Origin of the sequence: Streptantibioticus parmotrematis (assembly GCF_019890615.1) — a bacterium.
In the GTDB taxonomy this organism is placed as follows: Bacteria; Actinomycetota; Actinomycetes; order Streptomycetales; family Streptomycetaceae; genus Streptantibioticus_D; species Streptantibioticus_D parmotrematis.
In genome coordinates, this window is sequence record NZ_JAINVZ010000008.1 from 1 (window position 1) to 15,895 (window position 15,895).

The 15,895-nt window shown below is 71.7% G+C and carries 14 protein-coding genes and 1 riboswitch; of the genes, 11 read left to right on the forward strand and 3 right to left on the reverse strand.

Going from position 1 to position 15,895, the window contains the following annotated elements:
- Positions 1 to 157: 157 nt before the first annotated feature.
- From clsA to K7472_RS13880, 10 genes are all read left to right on the forward strand, one after another.
- Positions 158 to 766, forward strand: a complete 609-nt coding sequence (clsA, locus tag K7472_RS13835; protein ID WP_222977675.1) for a cardiolipin synthase ClsA — start codon at positions 158 to 160, stop codon at positions 764 to 766.
- A gap of 148 nt (positions 767 to 914) precedes the next feature.
- Positions 915 to 3,410, forward strand: coding sequence for a mannose-1-phosphate guanyltransferase (locus K7472_RS13840; protein ID WP_222977676.1), 2,496 nt, complete (start codon positions 915 to 917; stop codon positions 3,408 to 3,410).
- Positions 3,411 to 3,549: 139 nt separating this feature from the next.
- Positions 3,550 to 4,479: a DUF881 domain-containing protein gene (locus K7472_RS13845; RefSeq protein WP_222977678.1), complete on the forward strand. Its 930-nt coding sequence runs from the start codon at positions 3,550 to 3,552 to the stop codon at positions 4,477 to 4,479.
- Positions 4,476 to 4,808 (forward strand): small basic family protein, encoded by a 333-nt coding sequence (locus tag K7472_RS13850; RefSeq protein WP_222977679.1) that lies wholly within the window; start codon positions 4,476 to 4,478, stop codon positions 4,806 to 4,808. Before K7472_RS13845 ends, K7472_RS13850 begins: the two co-directional genes overlap by 4 nt.
- Positions 4,809 to 4,815: 7 nt before the next feature.
- Positions 4,816 to 5,685, forward strand: coding sequence for a DUF881 domain-containing protein (locus K7472_RS13855; RefSeq protein WP_222977680.1), 870 nt, complete (start codon positions 4,816 to 4,818; stop codon positions 5,683 to 5,685).
- A gap of 94 nt (positions 5,686 to 5,779) precedes the next feature.
- The gene (locus tag K7472_RS32640; RefSeq protein ID WP_372457964.1) at positions 5,780 to 6,673 is read left to right on the forward strand and encodes a double zinc ribbon and FHA domain-containing protein; all 894 of its coding nucleotides are present in this window, start codon (positions 5,780 to 5,782) and stop codon (positions 6,671 to 6,673) included.
- Between the two features lie 30 nt (positions 6,674 to 6,703).
- Entirely contained in the window at positions 6,704 to 7,438 is a 735-nt protein-coding gene (gene ftsR, locus K7472_RS13865; RefSeq protein ID WP_222977683.1) for a transcriptional regulator FtsR, read from the forward strand.
- A 113-nt stretch (positions 7,439 to 7,551) separates the two neighbouring features.
- A complete protein-coding gene (locus tag K7472_RS13870; RefSeq protein WP_109445602.1) occupies positions 7,552 to 8,025 on the forward strand; it encodes a bifunctional nuclease family protein in 474 nt (157 codons plus the stop codon).
- Positions 8,026 to 8,333: 308 nt separating this feature from the next.
- Complete coding sequence (locus K7472_RS13875) at positions 8,334 to 8,882, forward strand: MerR family transcriptional regulator (RefSeq protein WP_252395600.1); 549 nt, start codon at positions 8,334 to 8,336, stop codon at positions 8,880 to 8,882.
- An 85-nt stretch (positions 8,883 to 8,967) separates the two neighbouring features.
- On the forward strand, positions 8,968 to 10,398 hold the full coding sequence (locus K7472_RS13880) for a DNA polymerase IV (protein WP_222977687.1): 1,431 nt from the start codon (positions 8,968 to 8,970) through the stop codon (positions 10,396 to 10,398).
- A gap of 28 nt (positions 10,399 to 10,426) precedes the next feature.
- On the opposite strand, the gene K7472_RS13885 is transcribed toward K7472_RS13880, so the two are convergent.
- A complete protein-coding gene (locus tag K7472_RS13885) occupies positions 10,427 to 10,822 on the reverse strand; it encodes a PRC-barrel domain-containing protein (protein ID WP_222977690.1) in 396 nt (131 codons plus the stop codon).
- Between the two features lie 159 nt (positions 10,823 to 10,981).
- Positions 10,982 to 11,118, forward strand: a riboswitch (glycine riboswitch).
- 189 nt (positions 11,119 to 11,307) lie between these two features.
- On the opposite strand from K7472_RS13885, the gene gcvP reads away from it, so the two are divergent.
- Entirely contained in the window at positions 11,308 to 14,193 is a 2,886-nt protein-coding gene (gene gcvP, locus K7472_RS13890; protein WP_222977692.1) for an aminomethyl-transferring glycine dehydrogenase, read from the forward strand.
- A 90-nt stretch (positions 14,194 to 14,283) separates the two neighbouring features.
- On the opposite strand, the gene K7472_RS13895 is transcribed toward gcvP, so the two are convergent.
- Complete coding sequence (locus K7472_RS13895; RefSeq protein WP_222977694.1) at positions 14,284 to 14,490, reverse strand: DUF5999 family protein; 207 nt, start codon at positions 14,488 to 14,490, stop codon at positions 14,284 to 14,286.
- A 294-nt stretch (positions 14,491 to 14,784) separates the two neighbouring features.
- Positions 14,785 to 15,369 (reverse strand): hypothetical protein, encoded by a 585-nt coding sequence (locus tag K7472_RS13900; protein WP_222977696.1) that lies wholly within the window; start codon positions 15,367 to 15,369, stop codon positions 14,785 to 14,787.
- Between the last annotated feature and the right edge of the window lie 526 nt (positions 15,370 to 15,895).

Consider the following 15,895-nt stretch of genomic DNA (forward strand, 5'->3'; position numbering starts at 1 on the left):
AATTATTCAGCCGCTGGCTGGTGTGCAGGGTCAACCTGCCACCAGCCAGCGGCTTTTTGCGTTATGGCGGGGCCCCTGCGCACAGGGGCCCGGTTGGCCCCGGTAGGGTCATGGAGCATCGTTCGGCAGGGACTGAGGGCTACAGGAGGCACGGCGGGTGGAGGTCCAGGAAACACGGGTGCAGACGGACCGGGTCCTCACCATCCCCAACATCCTGAGCATGGCCCGGCTCGTCGGTGTGCCGGTCTTCCTGTGGCTGATCCTGCGTCCCGAGTTCGGTGGGCCCCGGAGCGACGGATGGGCGTTGCTGATCCTGGCGTTCAGCGGTGTCAGTGACTACCTGGACGGCAAGCTCGCGCGTCGCTGGAACCAGATCAGCAGTCTCGGCCGGGTGCTCGACCCGGCCGCCGACCGGCTCTACATCATCTCGACGCTGGTGGGTCTGACCTGGCGGGAGATCCTGCCGTGGTGGCTGACCGGTGCGCTGGTGGCGCGAGAGCTGATGCTCGGGGTGATGGTGCTCGTGCTGCGCCGGCACGGGTACGGGCCGCCGCAGGTGAACTTCCTGGGCAAGGCGGCGACGTTCAACCTCATGTACGCGTTCCCCCTGCTCCTTCTGAGCGTGGGCAGCGGGTGGCTGCACACCACCGCTGCTATTTTCGGATGGGCGTTCGCCGGATGGGGTACGACCCTCTACTGGTGGGCAGGGATCCTTTACGTGGTCCAGGTCCGCCGACTTGTCCGGGCGGACGCCACGGTCGGCTGAACCCGATGCCTCGGCGTACTCCCGAGGTCACCGGTGCCCGCGGCGCCCCAGGCGAGATCGTTGCGCGAGACAGGCGCGAGGTCGGTGGGTCATCCTGGTGGGGTGAGGTCGGCAAGAACGCCGTCTCTTCGAGGAGGACGCTTCCGACATGAAGGCCGTCGTGATGGCCGGCGGCGAGGGCACGCGCCTTCGCCCGATGACCTCGAGCATGCCCAAGCCGCTCCTGCCGGTGGCCAACCGGCCGATCATGGAGCACGTGCTGCGGCTGCTCAAGCGGCATGGTCTCACCGAGACCGTGGTGACCGTCCAGTTTCTCGCTTCGCTCGTCAAAAACTACTTCGGCGACGGCGAGGAACTGGGGATGGACCTCACCTACGCCCACGAGGAGAAGCCACTCGGCACCGCGGGGAGTGTAAAGAACGCGGAGGAAGCGCTCAAGGACGACTCGTTCCTGGTCATTTCCGGTGACGCCCTGACCGATTTCGACCTGACCGATCTCGTGCGCTTCCACCGGGAAAAGGGCGCGCTGGTCACGGTCTGCCTGACCCGGGTGCCGAACCCGCTGGAGTTCGGCATCACGATCGTGGACGAGGAAGGCAAGGTCGAGCGCTTCCTGGAGAAGCCGACCTGGGGCCAGGTCTTCTCCGACACCGTGAACACCGGCATCTACGTGATGGAGCCCGAGGTCTTCGACTACGTCGAGGCCGACACCTCCGTCGACTGGTCCGGTGACGTCTTCCCGCAGCTGATGAAGGAGGGCAAGCCCGTCTACGGCTATATCGCCGAGGGCTACTGGGAGGACGTGGGCACGCACGAGAGCTACGTGAAGGCCCAGGCCGACGTGCTCGAAGGCCATGTCGACGTCGACATCGACGGGTTCGAGATCTCGCCGGGCGTCTGGGTCGCCGAAGGTGCCGAGGTGCACCCCGACTCCGTGCTGCGCGGTCCGCTCTACATCGGCGACTACGCCAAGGTCGAGGCGGGCGCGGAGGTGCGCGAGCACTCGGTCGTCGGCTCCAACGTCGTCGTGAAGTCCGGCGCCTTCCTCCACAAGGCGGTCGTGCACGACAACGTCTACATCGGTCCGCAGACCAACCTGCGCGGCTGCGTCATCGGCCGCAACACCGACGTCATGCGCGCCGCACGCGTGGACGACGGCGCGGTCATCGGTGACGAGTGCCTGATCGGCGAGGAGTCGATCATCGCCGGCAACGTGCGGGTCTACCCCTTCAAGACCATCGAGGCCGGCGCCTTCGTCAACACCTCGGTCATCTGGGAGTCGCGCGGCCAGGCGCATCTGTTCGGCGCCCGGGGCGTGTCCGGCATCCTCAACGTGGAGATCACCCCGGAGCTGGCCGTCCGCCTGGCGGGCGCGTACGCGACCACGTTGAAGAAGGGCGCCACGGTCACGACCGCGCGTGACCACTCCCGTGGTGCGCGGGCGCTGAAACGTGCCGTCATCTCCGCGCTCCAGGCCAGCGCCATCGACGTGCGCGACCTGGAGAACGTGCCGATGCCGGTGGCCCGGCAGATGACCGCGCGCGGCAGCGCGGGCGGTGTGATGATCAGAACCACGCCCGGTGTCCCGGACTCCGTGGACATCATGTTCTTCGACGAGCGCGGCGCCGACCTCTCGCAGGGCGGGCAGCGCAAGCTGGACCGGGTCTTCGCCCGCCAGGAGTACCGCAGGGCGTTCCCCGGCGAGATCGGCGACCTGACCTTCCCCTCCAGCGTCTTCGACTCCTACGCGGGCGCCCTGTTGCGCACCGTCGACACCACCGGGGTCCGCGAGTCGGGGCTGAAGGTCGTGGTGGACGCGGCCCACGGCAGCGCGGGCATCGTGCTGCCGACGCTGCTCGGCCGCCTCGGGGTGGAGGCGCTGACCATCAACCCCGGCCTGGACGAGGCACGGCCGACCGAGACCGCGGACGAGCGGCGTTCCGGCCTGGTGCGGCTCGGCGAGATCGTGGCGTCGGCCCGCGCCGCGTTCGGGGTGCGCTTCGACCCGGTCGGTGAACGCATCTCGCTGGTCGACGAGCGCGGCCGGATCGTGGAGGACGACCGGGCGCTGCTGGTCATGCTGGACCTGGTCGCCGCCGAACGGCGCAGTGGCCGGGTGGCGCTGCCGGTGACCACGACGCGTATCGCCGAGCAGGTGGCCGCGTACCACGGCACGCAGGTGGAGTGGACGACGACCTCGCCGGACGACCTGACCCGGGTCTGCCGCGCGGAGTCGACCATGTTCGGAGGCGACGGCCGGGGCGGTCTGATCGTGCCGGAGTTCAGCAGCGTCTTCGACGGCGCGGCGGCCTTCGTACGGCTGGTCGGCCTGGTGGCCCGTACCCAGCTCACCCTGAGCCAGATCGACGCCCGCATCCCGCGCGCCCACGTCCTCAAGCGGGACCTGGCGACGCCGTGGGCGGTCAAGGGCATGGTCATGCGGCGGGTGGTCGAGGCGGCGGGCGACCGATCGGTCGACACCACCGACGGCGTGCGGGTGGTGGAGGCGGACGGGCGCTGGGTGATGGTGCTGCCCGACCCGGCCGAGGCCGTCACCCGGCTGTGGGCGGAAGGGCCCGACGACGCCTCCGCGCAGGCCCTGCTGGACGAGTGGTCGCAGGTGGTGGACAGCGCGGGCCGCTGACCCGCGAGCCAGGACCGGCCGGTACGAAGGCGCCCGTGTGACGCGGTGCGGCACCGTACCGGCCGGTGCGCGACCGGGCCCCGCGTGAACGGCGCGTCCCGCGGGGTCCGTTCGAGATGGGGCCGCTCCACGTGCGACGATGTGCGGCATGCCGCAGCAGCCCCGGGACCGGTCCGCCACGACGCCACCGCGCCGTGACGCCTCCATGTCGCTGCTGACCAACATCATGGAGCACAGCCTCGACGACGGGTACGCCGAGGCGACCGCCCGCCGGGGCGAGACCGGCCGTTCGCGCCTGCCGCGTACGACGAAGGCCAAGGCGGGGTTCGCGCTGGGCCTGGTCCTCGTCGCCCTGGTCGTGACGTTGGGCGCCGCGCAGGCGCAGTTTGCCGCGCCGACGCTGGCCAAGGAGCGCCAGGAGCTGATCGACCGCATCAACGCCGAGACCAAGGGCGCCGACCAGACGCAGCACGACGTCAACACGCTGCGCCGGCAGGTCGAGGCGCAGCAGCGCAAGGCGTTGCCGAAGGGCGACGTCGCGCAGGCGGACCTCGCGGCACTGCTCGCGGGCGCGACGGCGGTCACCGGGCCGGGGGTGCAACTCGTCGTCGACGACGCCCCGCAGGCGACCGCCGGCACCGGCGCCAACCCCCGGAACAATGACGACTTCTCCGACACCGGCCGCGTACGGGACCGGGACATGCAGCGCATCGTCAACGGCCTGTGGTCGGCCGGCGCGGAGGCGATCTCCGTCAACGGGCAGCGCCTGACCCAGCTGTCGGCGATCCGCGACGCCGGTCAGGCGATACTGGTCAACGACCGGCCGCTGGTGCCGCCGTACACCGTGCTGGCGATCGGCGACGGCAAGCAGCTGCAGTCGTCGTTCGAGAACAGCGCGGGCGGGGTGTACCTCCAGGTGCTCCAGGACAACTACGGTGTCCGCGCGACCATTTCGGTACGAAACGGTCTGCGGCTGCCCGCGGCGGCGAGCCTGGCGCTGCGCGAGGCGACGCCGGTCCCCAGCGGCTCCGCGTCGAGTACAGCCGAGACAAGGAAGGGCAACAAGTGATCGCCGTAGTGGGCCTCGTCGTCGGGGTGGTGGTCGGGCTCGTGCTCCGGCCGGTCGTGCCGTCGGCGGTCGAGCCCTATCTGCCGATCGCCGTGGTCGCGGCACTCGACGCCGTGTTCGGCGGCATCCGCGCCATGCTCGACGGCATCTTCGACGACAAGGTCTTCGTCGTCTCCTTCCTGTCCAACGTGGTCGTCGCCGCGCTGATCGTCTTCCTCGGCGACAAGCTCGGCGTCGGCGCCCAACTGTCCACCGGCGTCGTCGTGGTGCTCGGCATCCGCATCTTCTCCAACGCGGCCGCCATCCGGCGCCACGTGTTCCGGGCGTGAGGGCGGCATGAGCGACGAGGAGACCCCGCGCGGCGGTGAGGACCGGCCGCCCCGCCGACCGCTGCCCCCGGAGGAGCGCGGCGCACCGGGACACGAGGGCAGTGCGGCCGAAGGGAAGGCGGAGACCGGGCGGACCGCCCGGGACGACCACTCCGACCGCTCCACCGGGCGTCAGCGGCTCGCCCGCAGCCTGTGGCCGCCGCGCCTGACCCGCGCCCAATTCATCGTCGCGGTCCTGCTGTTCGCGCTCGGCCTGGGACTCGCCATCCAGGTGCGCACCACGAGCGACAACGGGGTGCTGCGCGGCGCCCGCCAGGAGGACCTCGTCCGCATCCTGTCGGAACTGGACGCCAGGACTCAGCGTCTCCAGGACGAGAAGCGCGATCTGGACAACCAGGCCACCGAACTGCGGACCAGCTCCGACCAGGCCGCGGAGGCACGCCGACAGACCGAGCGGAAGTCCCAGGAACTGGGCGTGCTGGCCGGTACGGTGGCGGCGCAGGGCCCCGGGATCACGCTCACGATCCGTGGCGGCACCGTCGCCTCCGACGACCTCCTCGACACGCTGGAGGAGCTGAGGGCCGCCGGTGCCGAGGCGATCCAGATCAACGACGTGCGGGCGGTGGCGTCCACGTACTTCACCGACGCGAGCGGCGGCGGGGTGCAGATCGACGGTCACAAGGTCTCGCAGCCGTACGTCTTCAAGGTCATCGGCAACCCGCCGGACCTCGAACCGGCGTTGAACATCCCCGGGGGTGTGGTGCAGACCATGCAGAAGGAGCAGGCCACGGTATCCGTTGTAGCGTCGCAGAAGATCATCGTGGACGCCTTGCGATCCGCGAAACAGCCTGACTACGCTCGGTCGTCGGGCCAGTGAGGCGGGAGAGCATGGAGTGGACCGGGAACGGGGATGACCGTGCGGGGGGTCGGCGCACCGAAGGGGCGGTGCGTGGTGGAAACTCTGTAGTGACCTGGTTCGTTGTCCGTATGACCGGCGCGGCCGGTCTGTGTTGCGAGGGTTCGTCCTGCCCCACGGGCGGGTCTGTTTCTTTCAAGGGGAATCGCCCGTGAAGTTGTTTGGAAGGTTGTTCGGCAAGAGCGCGCGGCAGCAGGCGGGGGAGCCCGCTACGGCGCGTCACCGGTTGCCGCGCGAGGGGGAGGAGCCGGACGCGGGTCGCCCGCTCTTCCGGGACGAGACGGTTGCTCCGGGCGGTGAGTTTCCGGGCGGCCCCGGCGTGGCGCCCGTTGACCCGGCCTCGGCGGGCCGCATAGGTTTCCAGGACCCGTCGACGGCGGCGGGCGGGCCCGGGCAGGAGGCGCAGTCCATGACGGACTTGCCGGTGTGCAGCAGGTGCGGCCACCAGAACGCGCAGGCCAGCCGCTTCTGCTCGCACTGCGGTGCGCCGCTGCGAGGTGGCGTTCAGCCCGAGCGGGCCTCGGAGACCACCTCCACGATCTCCATCTCGGGCCTGGAGGCGTACGACGCGGAGGCCACCGGGCAGACGGCGATGCCCTCGCTGTCCCCCGAGGCACAGGCCGCGGTGGACGCGCTGCCGTTCGGCTCGGCGCTGCTGGTCGTCCGTCGTGGTCCCAACTCCGGAAGCCGCTTCCTGCTGGACTCCGAGTTGACCACCGCCGGCCGTCACCCGCAGAGCGACATCTTCCTCGACGACGTGACGGTCTCCCGGCGGCACGTGGAGTTCCGGCGCACGCCCGAGGGCGGCTTCACCGTCGCCGACGTCGGCAGCCTCAACGGCACGTACGTCAACCGTGAGCGCATCGACTCGGTGGCCCTGGCCAACGGGGACGAGGTGCAGATCGGCAAGTACCGGCTGGTCTTCTACACCAACCAGCGGGGCCTCTGACCGCGTCGGGGCCCCCGCGAGGGAAGGTTCATGCTTCGCACACCGTCTGGCGGCGCCGCTCCCGGCGCCGCCGCCGCGGAGGGGCGGCTGATGAGCATCGGGGCGGTGCTCGGCCTGTTGCGTGACGAGTTCCCCGAGGTCACGATCTCCAAGATCCGCTTTCTCGAGGCGGAGGGCCTGGTGGAGCCGCAGCGCACCCCTTCCGGATACCGGAAGTTCACCCTGCGGGACGTGGAGCGGCTCGCCCAGGTGCTGCGGATGCAGCGGGACCACTATCTGCCGCTGAAGGTCATCCGCGAGCACCTGGACGCCTTCGACGCGGGTGAGCAGGTCGCGCTGCCCGCCCAGGCCGCCCCTGCCGAACTGCTGGACCCCGCGGCCCCCCAGCCCGGTCCGCCCGTGCGGGTGGACCGCGCGGAGCTGCTGGCCCGCACCGGCGCCGACGAGCGCGAACTGGCCCAGTGGGAGTCGTACGGCCTGATCGAGGCGCATCCCGAGGGCGGCTATGACGCCGAGACGGTGAACATCGCCAAGCTCGTGCGGGACCTCGGCGCGTTCGGTCTCGAGGCGCGCCATCTGCGGGCCGTGAAGGCCGCGGCCGATCGGGACGCGGGCCTGGTCGAACAGGTCGTGGCCCCGCTGCGGCGCCACCGCAACCCGCAGACCAGGGCACATGCCGAGGCGACCGCCCGGGAGCTGGCCGCGCTGACGGTGCGGCTGCACGGCGCCCTGGTGCACTCGGCGCTCGGCCTGCGGCAGATCTGAGCGCCCGGACAGGGCCGAACGGGGCCCTCCGGGAGCCGCAGGACGGTCGCGGTGTCCGGTGGACGGAATGCCCGACTACCCAAAGTCTCCGGTAACGGCCTAGGGTTGCTGGTGTGAATGAGCTCGACGTCGTGGGTGTCCGGGTGGAAATGCCCTCCAACCAGCCGATCGTGCTTCTGCGTGAAGTGGGAGGCGACCGGTACCTCCCGATCTGGATCGGACCGGGGGAGGCGACCGCGATCGCCTTCGCCCAGCAGGGCATGACTCCCGCGCGCCCGCTGACCCATGACCTCTTCAAGGACGTCCTCGAGGCGGTCGGCCAGCAGCTGACCGAGGTGCGCATCACCGACCTGCGCGAGGGCGTCTTCTACGCGGAGCTGGTGTTCGCCAGCGGCGTCGAGGTCAGCGCCCGCCCCTCGGACGCCATAGCGCTGGCGCTGCGCACCGGCACGCCCATCTTCGGCAGCGAGGGCGTGCTCGACGACGCGGGGATCGCCATCCCTGACGAGCAGGAGGACGAGGTGGAGAAGTTCCGCGAGTTCCTCGACCAGATCTCGCCCGAGGACTTCGGCACCAGCAACCAGTAGGCCCGCCGTGGGGCGCTTCATGGCGGCAGGTGACGCGAAAAGCCGGCTATTCCCCCTGTCGGGTCACGAGAAACCACCCTGCGGGTGGAAATCACCCGGCGTGCCGAGTGTGGCGATCGTTGACGCACTCCGAGTGACTGCCTACCGTCGAGTGGGAGAGTCCTGAACGGGTCACGCTCTGTCGCACCGGACACCGGTGGCGGGCGGAGCGGCACCCGTGTGTTCCGGGACGCGAAGGGACGGAGGTCGGCGTGAGAAGCACCGGCGACGGTACGGCCGTGGGCGAGGGGTTCCCGGCCCGCGGGGCGCTGGCCCGCACTTCTCACCAGGCCGCGGCGGAAGGCGCCGCCGCGCCCGCCGCGGACCTCGTCGGCTACCGGGGCCCCACGGCGTGCGCCGCGGCCGGCATCACCTACCGGCAGCTGGACTACTGGGCCCGCACCGGCCTGGTCGAGCCCAGCGTCCGCCCGGCCTACGGTTCGGGCACCCAGCGGCTCTACAGCTTCCGGGACGTCGTCGTCCTCAAGATCGTCAAGCGGCTCCTGGACACCGGCGTCGCGTTGCAGAACATCCGCACGGCCGTACGTCATCTGAGCACCTCGGAGGCGGAGGACGTGGCGCGCATGACGCTGATGTGCGACGGGGCCACGGTGTACGAGTGCACCTCACCGGACGAGGTCGTGCGGCTCCTGCAGGGCGGCCAGGGCGTGTTCGGCATCGCGGTCGGCGTGGTCTGGCGGGACGTCGAGGCGGACCTGGCGCAGCTGCACGGCGAGCGGGTCGACACCGGCGAGACCCTGATCGGCCACAACCCGGCGGACGAACTGGCGAGGCGCCGGGGCAACCGCGCGGTCTGACCCGCACGCTTCCCGGAGCCCGCCCGATCCGCCGTCCCGGCCCGCCGGGACGCCGTTGTCAGACCCATGGGGCAGCATCGGTGCCGTGAGGAGTGCGCCGACCGTCCTGCATCTCGACATGGACGCCTTCTACGCCTCGGTGGAGCAGGCGTCGAAGCCGAGCCTGCGCGGAAAGGCCGTGATCGTCGGCGGACTCGGCCCGCGCGGCGTGGTCGCCACGGCGTCGTACGAGGCCCGGGTGCACGGGGTCCACTCCGCGATGGCGATGGCGCACGCCCGCAGACTCTGCCCCCACGCGGCGTACCTCATCCCCCGGTTCGCGCTGTACCGCCGGGTGAGCGACACCGTGATGGGGTTGCTGCACGAGTTGTCGCCGCTGGTCGAGCCGCTCAGTCTGGACGAGGCGTTCGTCGACCTGGAAGCGGGGGAGTGCGGCGAGCGGCTGCGGGCCGCCGCACCGGAAGCGATGGCCGCCGCCGTGCGGGAGACCGGGGAGCGGCTGCGCGCCGACATCGCCGCGGCGACCGGCCTGACCGCGTCGGTGGGCATCGCGGGCTCCAAGCTGCTGGCCAAGATCGGTTCCGAGGCCGCCAAGCCCGACGGTCTGGTCGTCATCGAGCCCGGCACCGAGCGCGCCTTCCTCGGGCCCAAGCCGGTCCGCACGCTGTGGGGCGTCGGCCCGGCCACCGCCGACCACCTGCGGCGCGCCGGGATCACCACGGTCGCCGAAGTGGCCGAGGCGGGCGAGGCGGAGCTGGTGCGGCTGCTGGGCCGGGCGCACGGCGCGTCGCTGTACGCGATGGCGATCGGGCACGACGACCGGCCGGTGGTGGCCGAGCGGGACGTGAAGTCGATCTCCGTGGAGGACACCTTCGACGTGGACCTGACCGATCGTGCCCGGGTGCGCGCCGAGGTCGCCCGGCTCGCCGACCGCTGCGTGAAGCGGCTGCGCGAGGCGGGCCGGTCGGGGCGCACGGTGGTCCTCAAGGTCAGGCACTACGACTTCACCACGCTCACCCGCTCCGAGACCCTGCGGGCACCCACCGACGACCCGGTGGTGGTCAGGGAGACCGCGGACCGGCTGATCGAGGCCATCGACACCACCGGCGGCGTGCGGCTGCTGGGGGTCGGCGTGGCGGGGCTGGCGGACTTCACCCAGGAGGACCTGTTCGCGCAGGCCAGCCAGGCGAGCCAAGCCATTCAGGCCGGTCTGACCGGCCAGCCCGATCGGGTCGGCAGCGACGCGCGGCCGGAGACGCGGGGCGCGGCGCCGGAGGAGCGGCGGGCCGACACGGCGCTCGCGTCCGCCCCCGTGCCGGAGACCCCCGCGCACCGCTGGCGTCCCGGCCAGGACGTGACCCACGAGGAATACGGGCCCGGGTGGGTGCAGGGGAGCGGGGTGGGCCGGGTGACGGTGCGGTTCGAGGTGCCGGGCGGTGTGCCGGGCCGGGTGCGCACCTTCCCGGTGGACGACCCGCGGCTGAGCCCCTCGGACCCGTTGCCGCTGGTGTCCTGAACGGGGCCCCGCGGGCTCGGCACCGCCGCTACTCCTCGCGGCCGTTGTCGCCCGCGAGGTGGCCGAAGTCCTTCGGCTCGGGGCGCGGGGACCCCTCCTCCGCCTCGGGCGGCGGTACCTGGAGTCCGTAGTGGTGGTAGAGCTGGAGTTCCTGTTCGGGGGAGAGGTGGCGGCCGACGCCGAAGTCGGGGGCGTCCTTGACCAGGGCCTTGTCGAACGGGACCCGCAGGACGTCGTCGCGCAGTTCGCTGGGCTCCAGCGGCACGAAGGCGTCACGTCCGAAGAATCCGGTGCGCACTGCCGCCCATTCGGGTGTACCGGTGGCGTCGTCCAGGTAGACCTCGTCCACGGTGCCGATCTTCACACCGTTGCGGTCGAAGGCCTTGCGGCCTATCAGGCTCCGCGGATCCACATCGGTCTGCACGGTCCCTCCACGTGGTCGCCGGCGGGGCTAACGTATTCACCAAATGCCACATTCCGGGGTGTGTCGAATCGGGACGCCGACGCCGAAGGTGACGCCGCTCTCTGTCCTTCTCCGTCCCTCCGCCACGGACACCCGCGCTGGTAGGCTGAGAGCGGCTGCTGACCCCATGCGGGAGAGTCCTGGCGGCGTCGCCCCGAACCCCGTTGTTCCACCGCGGGACGGGGATCGGCATCGTCGGGCGCCGAAGGAGCAAACCCTCCCCGGAATCTCTCAGGCATCCGTACCGCATGGACGAGGTCACTCTGAAAAGCAGGGCGGGCTCCGACCGGCGTGTGACTCGGCCGGGACCCCTCCTCACCGACGGTGAAAGCCGCACCGCCCCGGCGGGACGGCGAAGCTCTCAGGTTGATGACAGAGGGGGAGGCCGATCGGGCACCCGAGCCGAGGTGCCCCTCGTAGGTCGTACGACCAGGAGGCCTCCGCAGATGACCGCCAACCGCATTCCCCTCGCCGAGCTGGAGCGCGGCACGCCCTTCGAGCAGCGTCACATCGGCCCGGACGCCGAGGCGCAGGCCAAGATGCTCGCGCAGGTCGGCTACGGCTCGCTGGACGAGCTGACCGCCGCCGCCGTGCCCGAGGCGATCAAGTCCGCCGCCGCGCTGGGCCTGCCCGAGGCGCGCACCGAGGCCGAGGTGCTGGCCGAGCTGCGCTCCCTGGCCGACCGCAACCAGGTGCTGCACCCCATGATCGGCCTGGGCTACTACGGCACCTTCACCCCGCCGGTCATCCTGCGCAACGTCATGGAGAACCCGGCCTGGTACACCGCGTACACGCCCTACCAGCCGGAGATCTCGCAGGGCCGCCTGGAGGCGCTGCTCAACTTCCAGACCGTCGTCGCCGACCTCACCGGGCTGCCCACCTCGGGCGCCTCGCTGCTGGACGAGGGCACCGCCGCCGCCGAGGCGATGGCGCTGTCCCGCCGGGTCGGCAAGGTCAAGCAGGGCGTCTTCCTGGTCGACGCCGAAACGTTCCCCCAGACGGTCGCCGTCCTTCAGACCCGCGCCGAGCCCACCGGCGTCGAGGTCGTCGTCGCCGACCTGTCCGACGGCATCCCCGCCGAGATCGCCGAACGCGGCGTCTTCGGCGTGCTCCTCCAGTACCCCGGCGCCTCCGGTGTCGTACGCGACCCGCGCCCGGTCATCGAGCGCGCCCACGAGCTCGGCGCGGTCGTCACCGTCGCCGCCGACCTGCTGGCGCTGACCGTGCTCACCTCGCCCGGCGAGCTGGGCGCCGACATCGCGGTCGGCACCACGCAGCGCTTCGGCGTGCCCATGGGCTTCGGCGGACCGCACGCGGGCTTCATGGCGGTGCGCGAGGCGTACGCCCGCAGTCTGCCCGGCCGCCTGGTCGGCGTCTCCGTCGACGCGGACGGCGACAAGGCCTACCGCCTGGCCCTCCAGACCCGCGAGCAGCACATCCGCCGCGAGAAGGCCACCAGCAACATCTGCACCGCGCAGGTCCTGCTCGCGGTGATGGCCGGCATGTACGCGGTCTACCACGGTCCCGACGGGCTGGCCGCCATCGCCCGCCGCACCCACCGCTACGCCGCCGTGCTCGCCGCGGGCCTGCGCGCCGGGGGCGTCGAGGTCGCGCACGACGCGTTCTTCGACACCGTCACCGCCCGCGTCCCGGGCCGGGCCGCCGAGGTGGTCGCCGCCGCCCGCGCCGCCGACGTCAACCTGCGGCTGACCGATGCGGACACCGTCGGCATCGCCTGCGACGAGACCACCGGCCGGGCCCAACTGGCCGCCGTCTGGGAGGCGTTCGGGGTCACCGCCGACATCGAGGCGCTGGACGCGCGAGAGGACGACGCGCTGCCCGCCGCCCTCGCCCGCCGTGTGGACTACCTGACGCACCCGGTCTTCCACCAGCACCGCTCCGAGACCGCGATGCTGCGCTACCTGCGCCGCCTCGCCGACCGGGACTACGCGCTCGACCGCGGCATGATCCCGCTGGGCTCGTGCACGATGAAGCTGAACGCGACCACCGAGATGGAGCCGGTCACCTGGCCGGAGTTCGCCGCGCTGCACCCGTTCGCGCCCGTCGAGCAGGCCGAGGGCTACCTGACGCTCATCCACGAGCTGGAGGAGCGACTGGCCGAGATCACCGGCTACGCCAAGGTCAGCATCCAGCCGAACGCCGGATCGCAGGGCGAGCTGGCCGGACTGCTCGCGGTGCGCGCCTACCACCGCGCCAACGGCGACACCCAGCGCACCATCTGCCTCATCCCGTCCTCCGCGCACGGCACCAACGCGGCCAGCGCCGTGATGGCCGGCATGAAGGTCGTCGTCGTCAAGACCGGCGAGGACGGCGAGGTCGACGCCGACGACCTGCGCGCCAAGATCGAGCAGTACCGCGACGAGCTGGCCGTGCTGATGGTCACCTACCCCTCGACGCACGGCGTCTTCGAGGAGCACATCGCCGACATCTGCGCCCAGGTGCACGAGGCCGGCGGCCAGGTCTACGTGGACGGCGCCAACCTCAACGCACTGGTGGGCGTGGCCCGCCCGGGCGAGTTCGGCGGCGACGTCTCCCACCTGAACCTGCACAAGACCTTCTGCATCCCGCACGGCGGCGGCGGCCCCGGCGTCGGCCCGGTCGCGGTGCGCGCCCACCTCGCGCCCTACCTGCCCAACCACCCGCTCCAGCCGAGCGCGGGCCCGGCCACCGGCGTCGGCCCGATCTCGGCGGCGCCGTGGGGCTCGGCCGGCATCCTGCCGATCTCCTGGGCGTACACCCGGCTGATGGGCGCCGAGGGCCTCAAGCGCGCCACCCAGGTCGCGGTGCTCGGCGCCAACTACGTCGCCAAGCGCCTCGCGCCGTACTTCCCGGTGCTCTACACCGGCCCCGGCGGCCTCGTCGCGCACGAGTGCATCATCGACCTGCGCCCGCTCACCAAGTCGACCGGCGTGACCGTGGACGACGTGGCCAAGCGGCTCATCGACTACGGCTTCCACGCGCCGACGATGTCGTTCCCGGTGGCCGGCACGCTGATGATCGAGCCGACCGAGAGCGAGGACCTGGCCGAACTCGACCGGTTCTGCGAGACGATGATCGCGATCCGCGCGGAGATCGACCGCGTCGGCTCGGGCGAGTGGCCGCAGGACGACAACCCGCTGCGCAACGCCCCGCACACGGCGGCGACCGTGACGGGCGAGTGGGACCACCCGTACACCCGTGACGAGGCGGTCTTCCCGGCCGGGGTGGCGAAGGCCGACAAGTACTGGCCGCCGGTGCGCCGCATCGACGGCGCCTTCGGCGACCGCAACCTGGTCTGCTCCTGCCCGCCGCTGGACGAGTACGAGGGCTGAGCCCGCCTGCCCGGCGCGTGCCGCCGGGACAACGCACGGGGCCGGTGCGACGATCACGTCGTCGCACCGGCCCCGCGGTGTGTCCGTCCGTTACGCCGCCGTCGCGACCCGGCCCGCGCGCGAGGCGCGGTGCGGGGCGATGATCCGGCCGTCGGGCAGCAGTTCGCCGGTGTCCTCGAAGAGCAGGACGCCGTTGCACAGCAGGCTCCAGCCCTGCTCGGGGTGGTGCGCCACGATGTGGGCGGCCTCCCGGTCGGCGGAGTCTGCGGACGGGCACTGCGGCTGGTGCTGGCACATGGACGTTGTCTTTCGCTGCGGTTGTGGTGTGCTGCGGCTGGACCGGTCGGATTCCGGATGCATGCCGTCCCCCGTTTCAGTCGGTCGGCTCCAGTGTTGCCCCATGAGCGCCCGGCCCGCAGGGATTTCGGGCCGCCCGTTCTCATTCGTTGATGACGCGTCACCCGCCCGGCCGGTTGCCGCGGCAGGGAGCGCACCGGCGGGGCCCGGAAGCACGTCGTACGACGCGGAGCGCCTCCCCGCGCCGGGCGGCACGGGGAGGCGCTCCGTGATGCGGGACGGCTCCCGGGGTCGCTAGACGGCCGTCTCCAGGGCCGGGGCCGGGGCGAGCCGGTGGGTCAGCAGCGGCACCAGATCGGCCATCCGGTGCGGCCGGTGCGGTGCGATCCCCGGCGGCGCCGGGGCGAGCGGGATCAGCACGTCCGCGGCGGCCGGCTGGGCCTGCTCGCCGTCGCCGAGGTCGCCGTGCAGCCACAGGCAGAGCATGTAGAGCCCCGGCACCGACAGCAGCCTGGGCTGGTAGGGCGAGGGCAGCGCGTCCGCCTGGCGCAGCGCGTGCACCGTGGAGGCGAGGAACGGGCCCCCGCAGAAGTGCGAGAACGCCCAGCCGTCCGGGGTGATGGTGGTCTCGGCCGCGGCCACCACGACGTCACCGCACCGGATCAGGAAGCGCCACCCGGTCAGCCTGGCCTTCGGCAGCCCGGCACCGGTCGCCACCGGGTCCAACACATGCAGCGCCAGCGGCTGTTCCGGGACCAGCGGGCCCGCTGCGGCGCTCAGCGAGGGGAAGCGGGCGGCGTGGACGGCCGTCGGGGAACCGAGCGCCGCCGCGACGCTGCGGACAGCGGGTGCGGGGGCCGAGGGGAGATGCAGCGGCATGGTGTGGTCGCCTCTCGTGGAGACAGGGGTGATGGCTGGCGAAGGTGCGGACGGCGCTGTCAGCGGTGGAACCGGAAGTGCGAGCGGTCGGGGAAGCGACGCGGCGGGCGCGGGACATCCCCTGAGGCAGAGGTGACCGGATTCAGCGGTGGCATGCGGATCCCTTCCCGTTGCTGGGGGTGCGCGGGGGCGCAGCCGGCGGGTCGCGAACTCTCTGCCTGTGCGCGAAGTTTATACGAACGGTGAACGCTCGTTGATTCGGCTACCGGCCCGCGACGGTGCGGGCAAGCGGGTAATGAGTCTACTTCGGAGGGTTATTCGTCCGCATTCCGAAGCATCTTCGCCGTTCTGGCCTGGGCGAATGGCGCCGCGGCGGATGGCGCGTTCCCGTCGGTGCATTCCTTTGGCCCACGCGTGCGGCGGTACTCAGCGTTCCGTATGCCCACGGAATGTGCCAGGCGTGCCACCTCTTCGAGCCTATCGCCGACCGGGGTGCTCCGCAGGAGTTATGGATCGTTTGGGCTGG

Bases quoted from the DNA above. Each gene is read 5' to 3' on its own strand.
- K7472_RS13845 (WP_222977678.1), top strand. From the start codon at position 3,550: ATGTGCGGCATGCCGCAGCAGCCCCGGGACCGGTCCGCCACGACGCCA.
- K7472_RS13840 (WP_222977676.1), top strand. From the start codon at position 915: ATGAAGGCCGTCGTGATGGCCGGCGGCGAGGGCACGCGCCTTCGCCCG.
- ftsR (WP_222977683.1), top strand. From the start codon at position 6,704: ATGCTTCGCACACCGTCTGGCGGCGCCGCTCCCGGCGCCGCCGCCGCG.
- K7472_RS13900 (WP_222977696.1), bottom strand. From the start codon at position 15,369: ATGCCGCTGCATCTCCCCTCGGCCCCCGCACCCGCTGTCCGCAGCGTC.
- K7472_RS13895 (WP_222977694.1), bottom strand. From the start codon at position 14,490: ATGTGCCAGCACCAGCCGCAGTGCCCGTCCGCAGACTCCGCCGACCGG.
- gcvP (WP_222977692.1), top strand. From the start codon at position 11,308: ATGACCGCCAACCGCATTCCCCTCGCCGAGCTGGAGCGCGGCACGCCC.
- K7472_RS13855 (WP_222977680.1), top strand. From the start codon at position 4,816: ATGAGCGACGAGGAGACCCCGCGCGGCGGTGAGGACCGGCCGCCCCGC.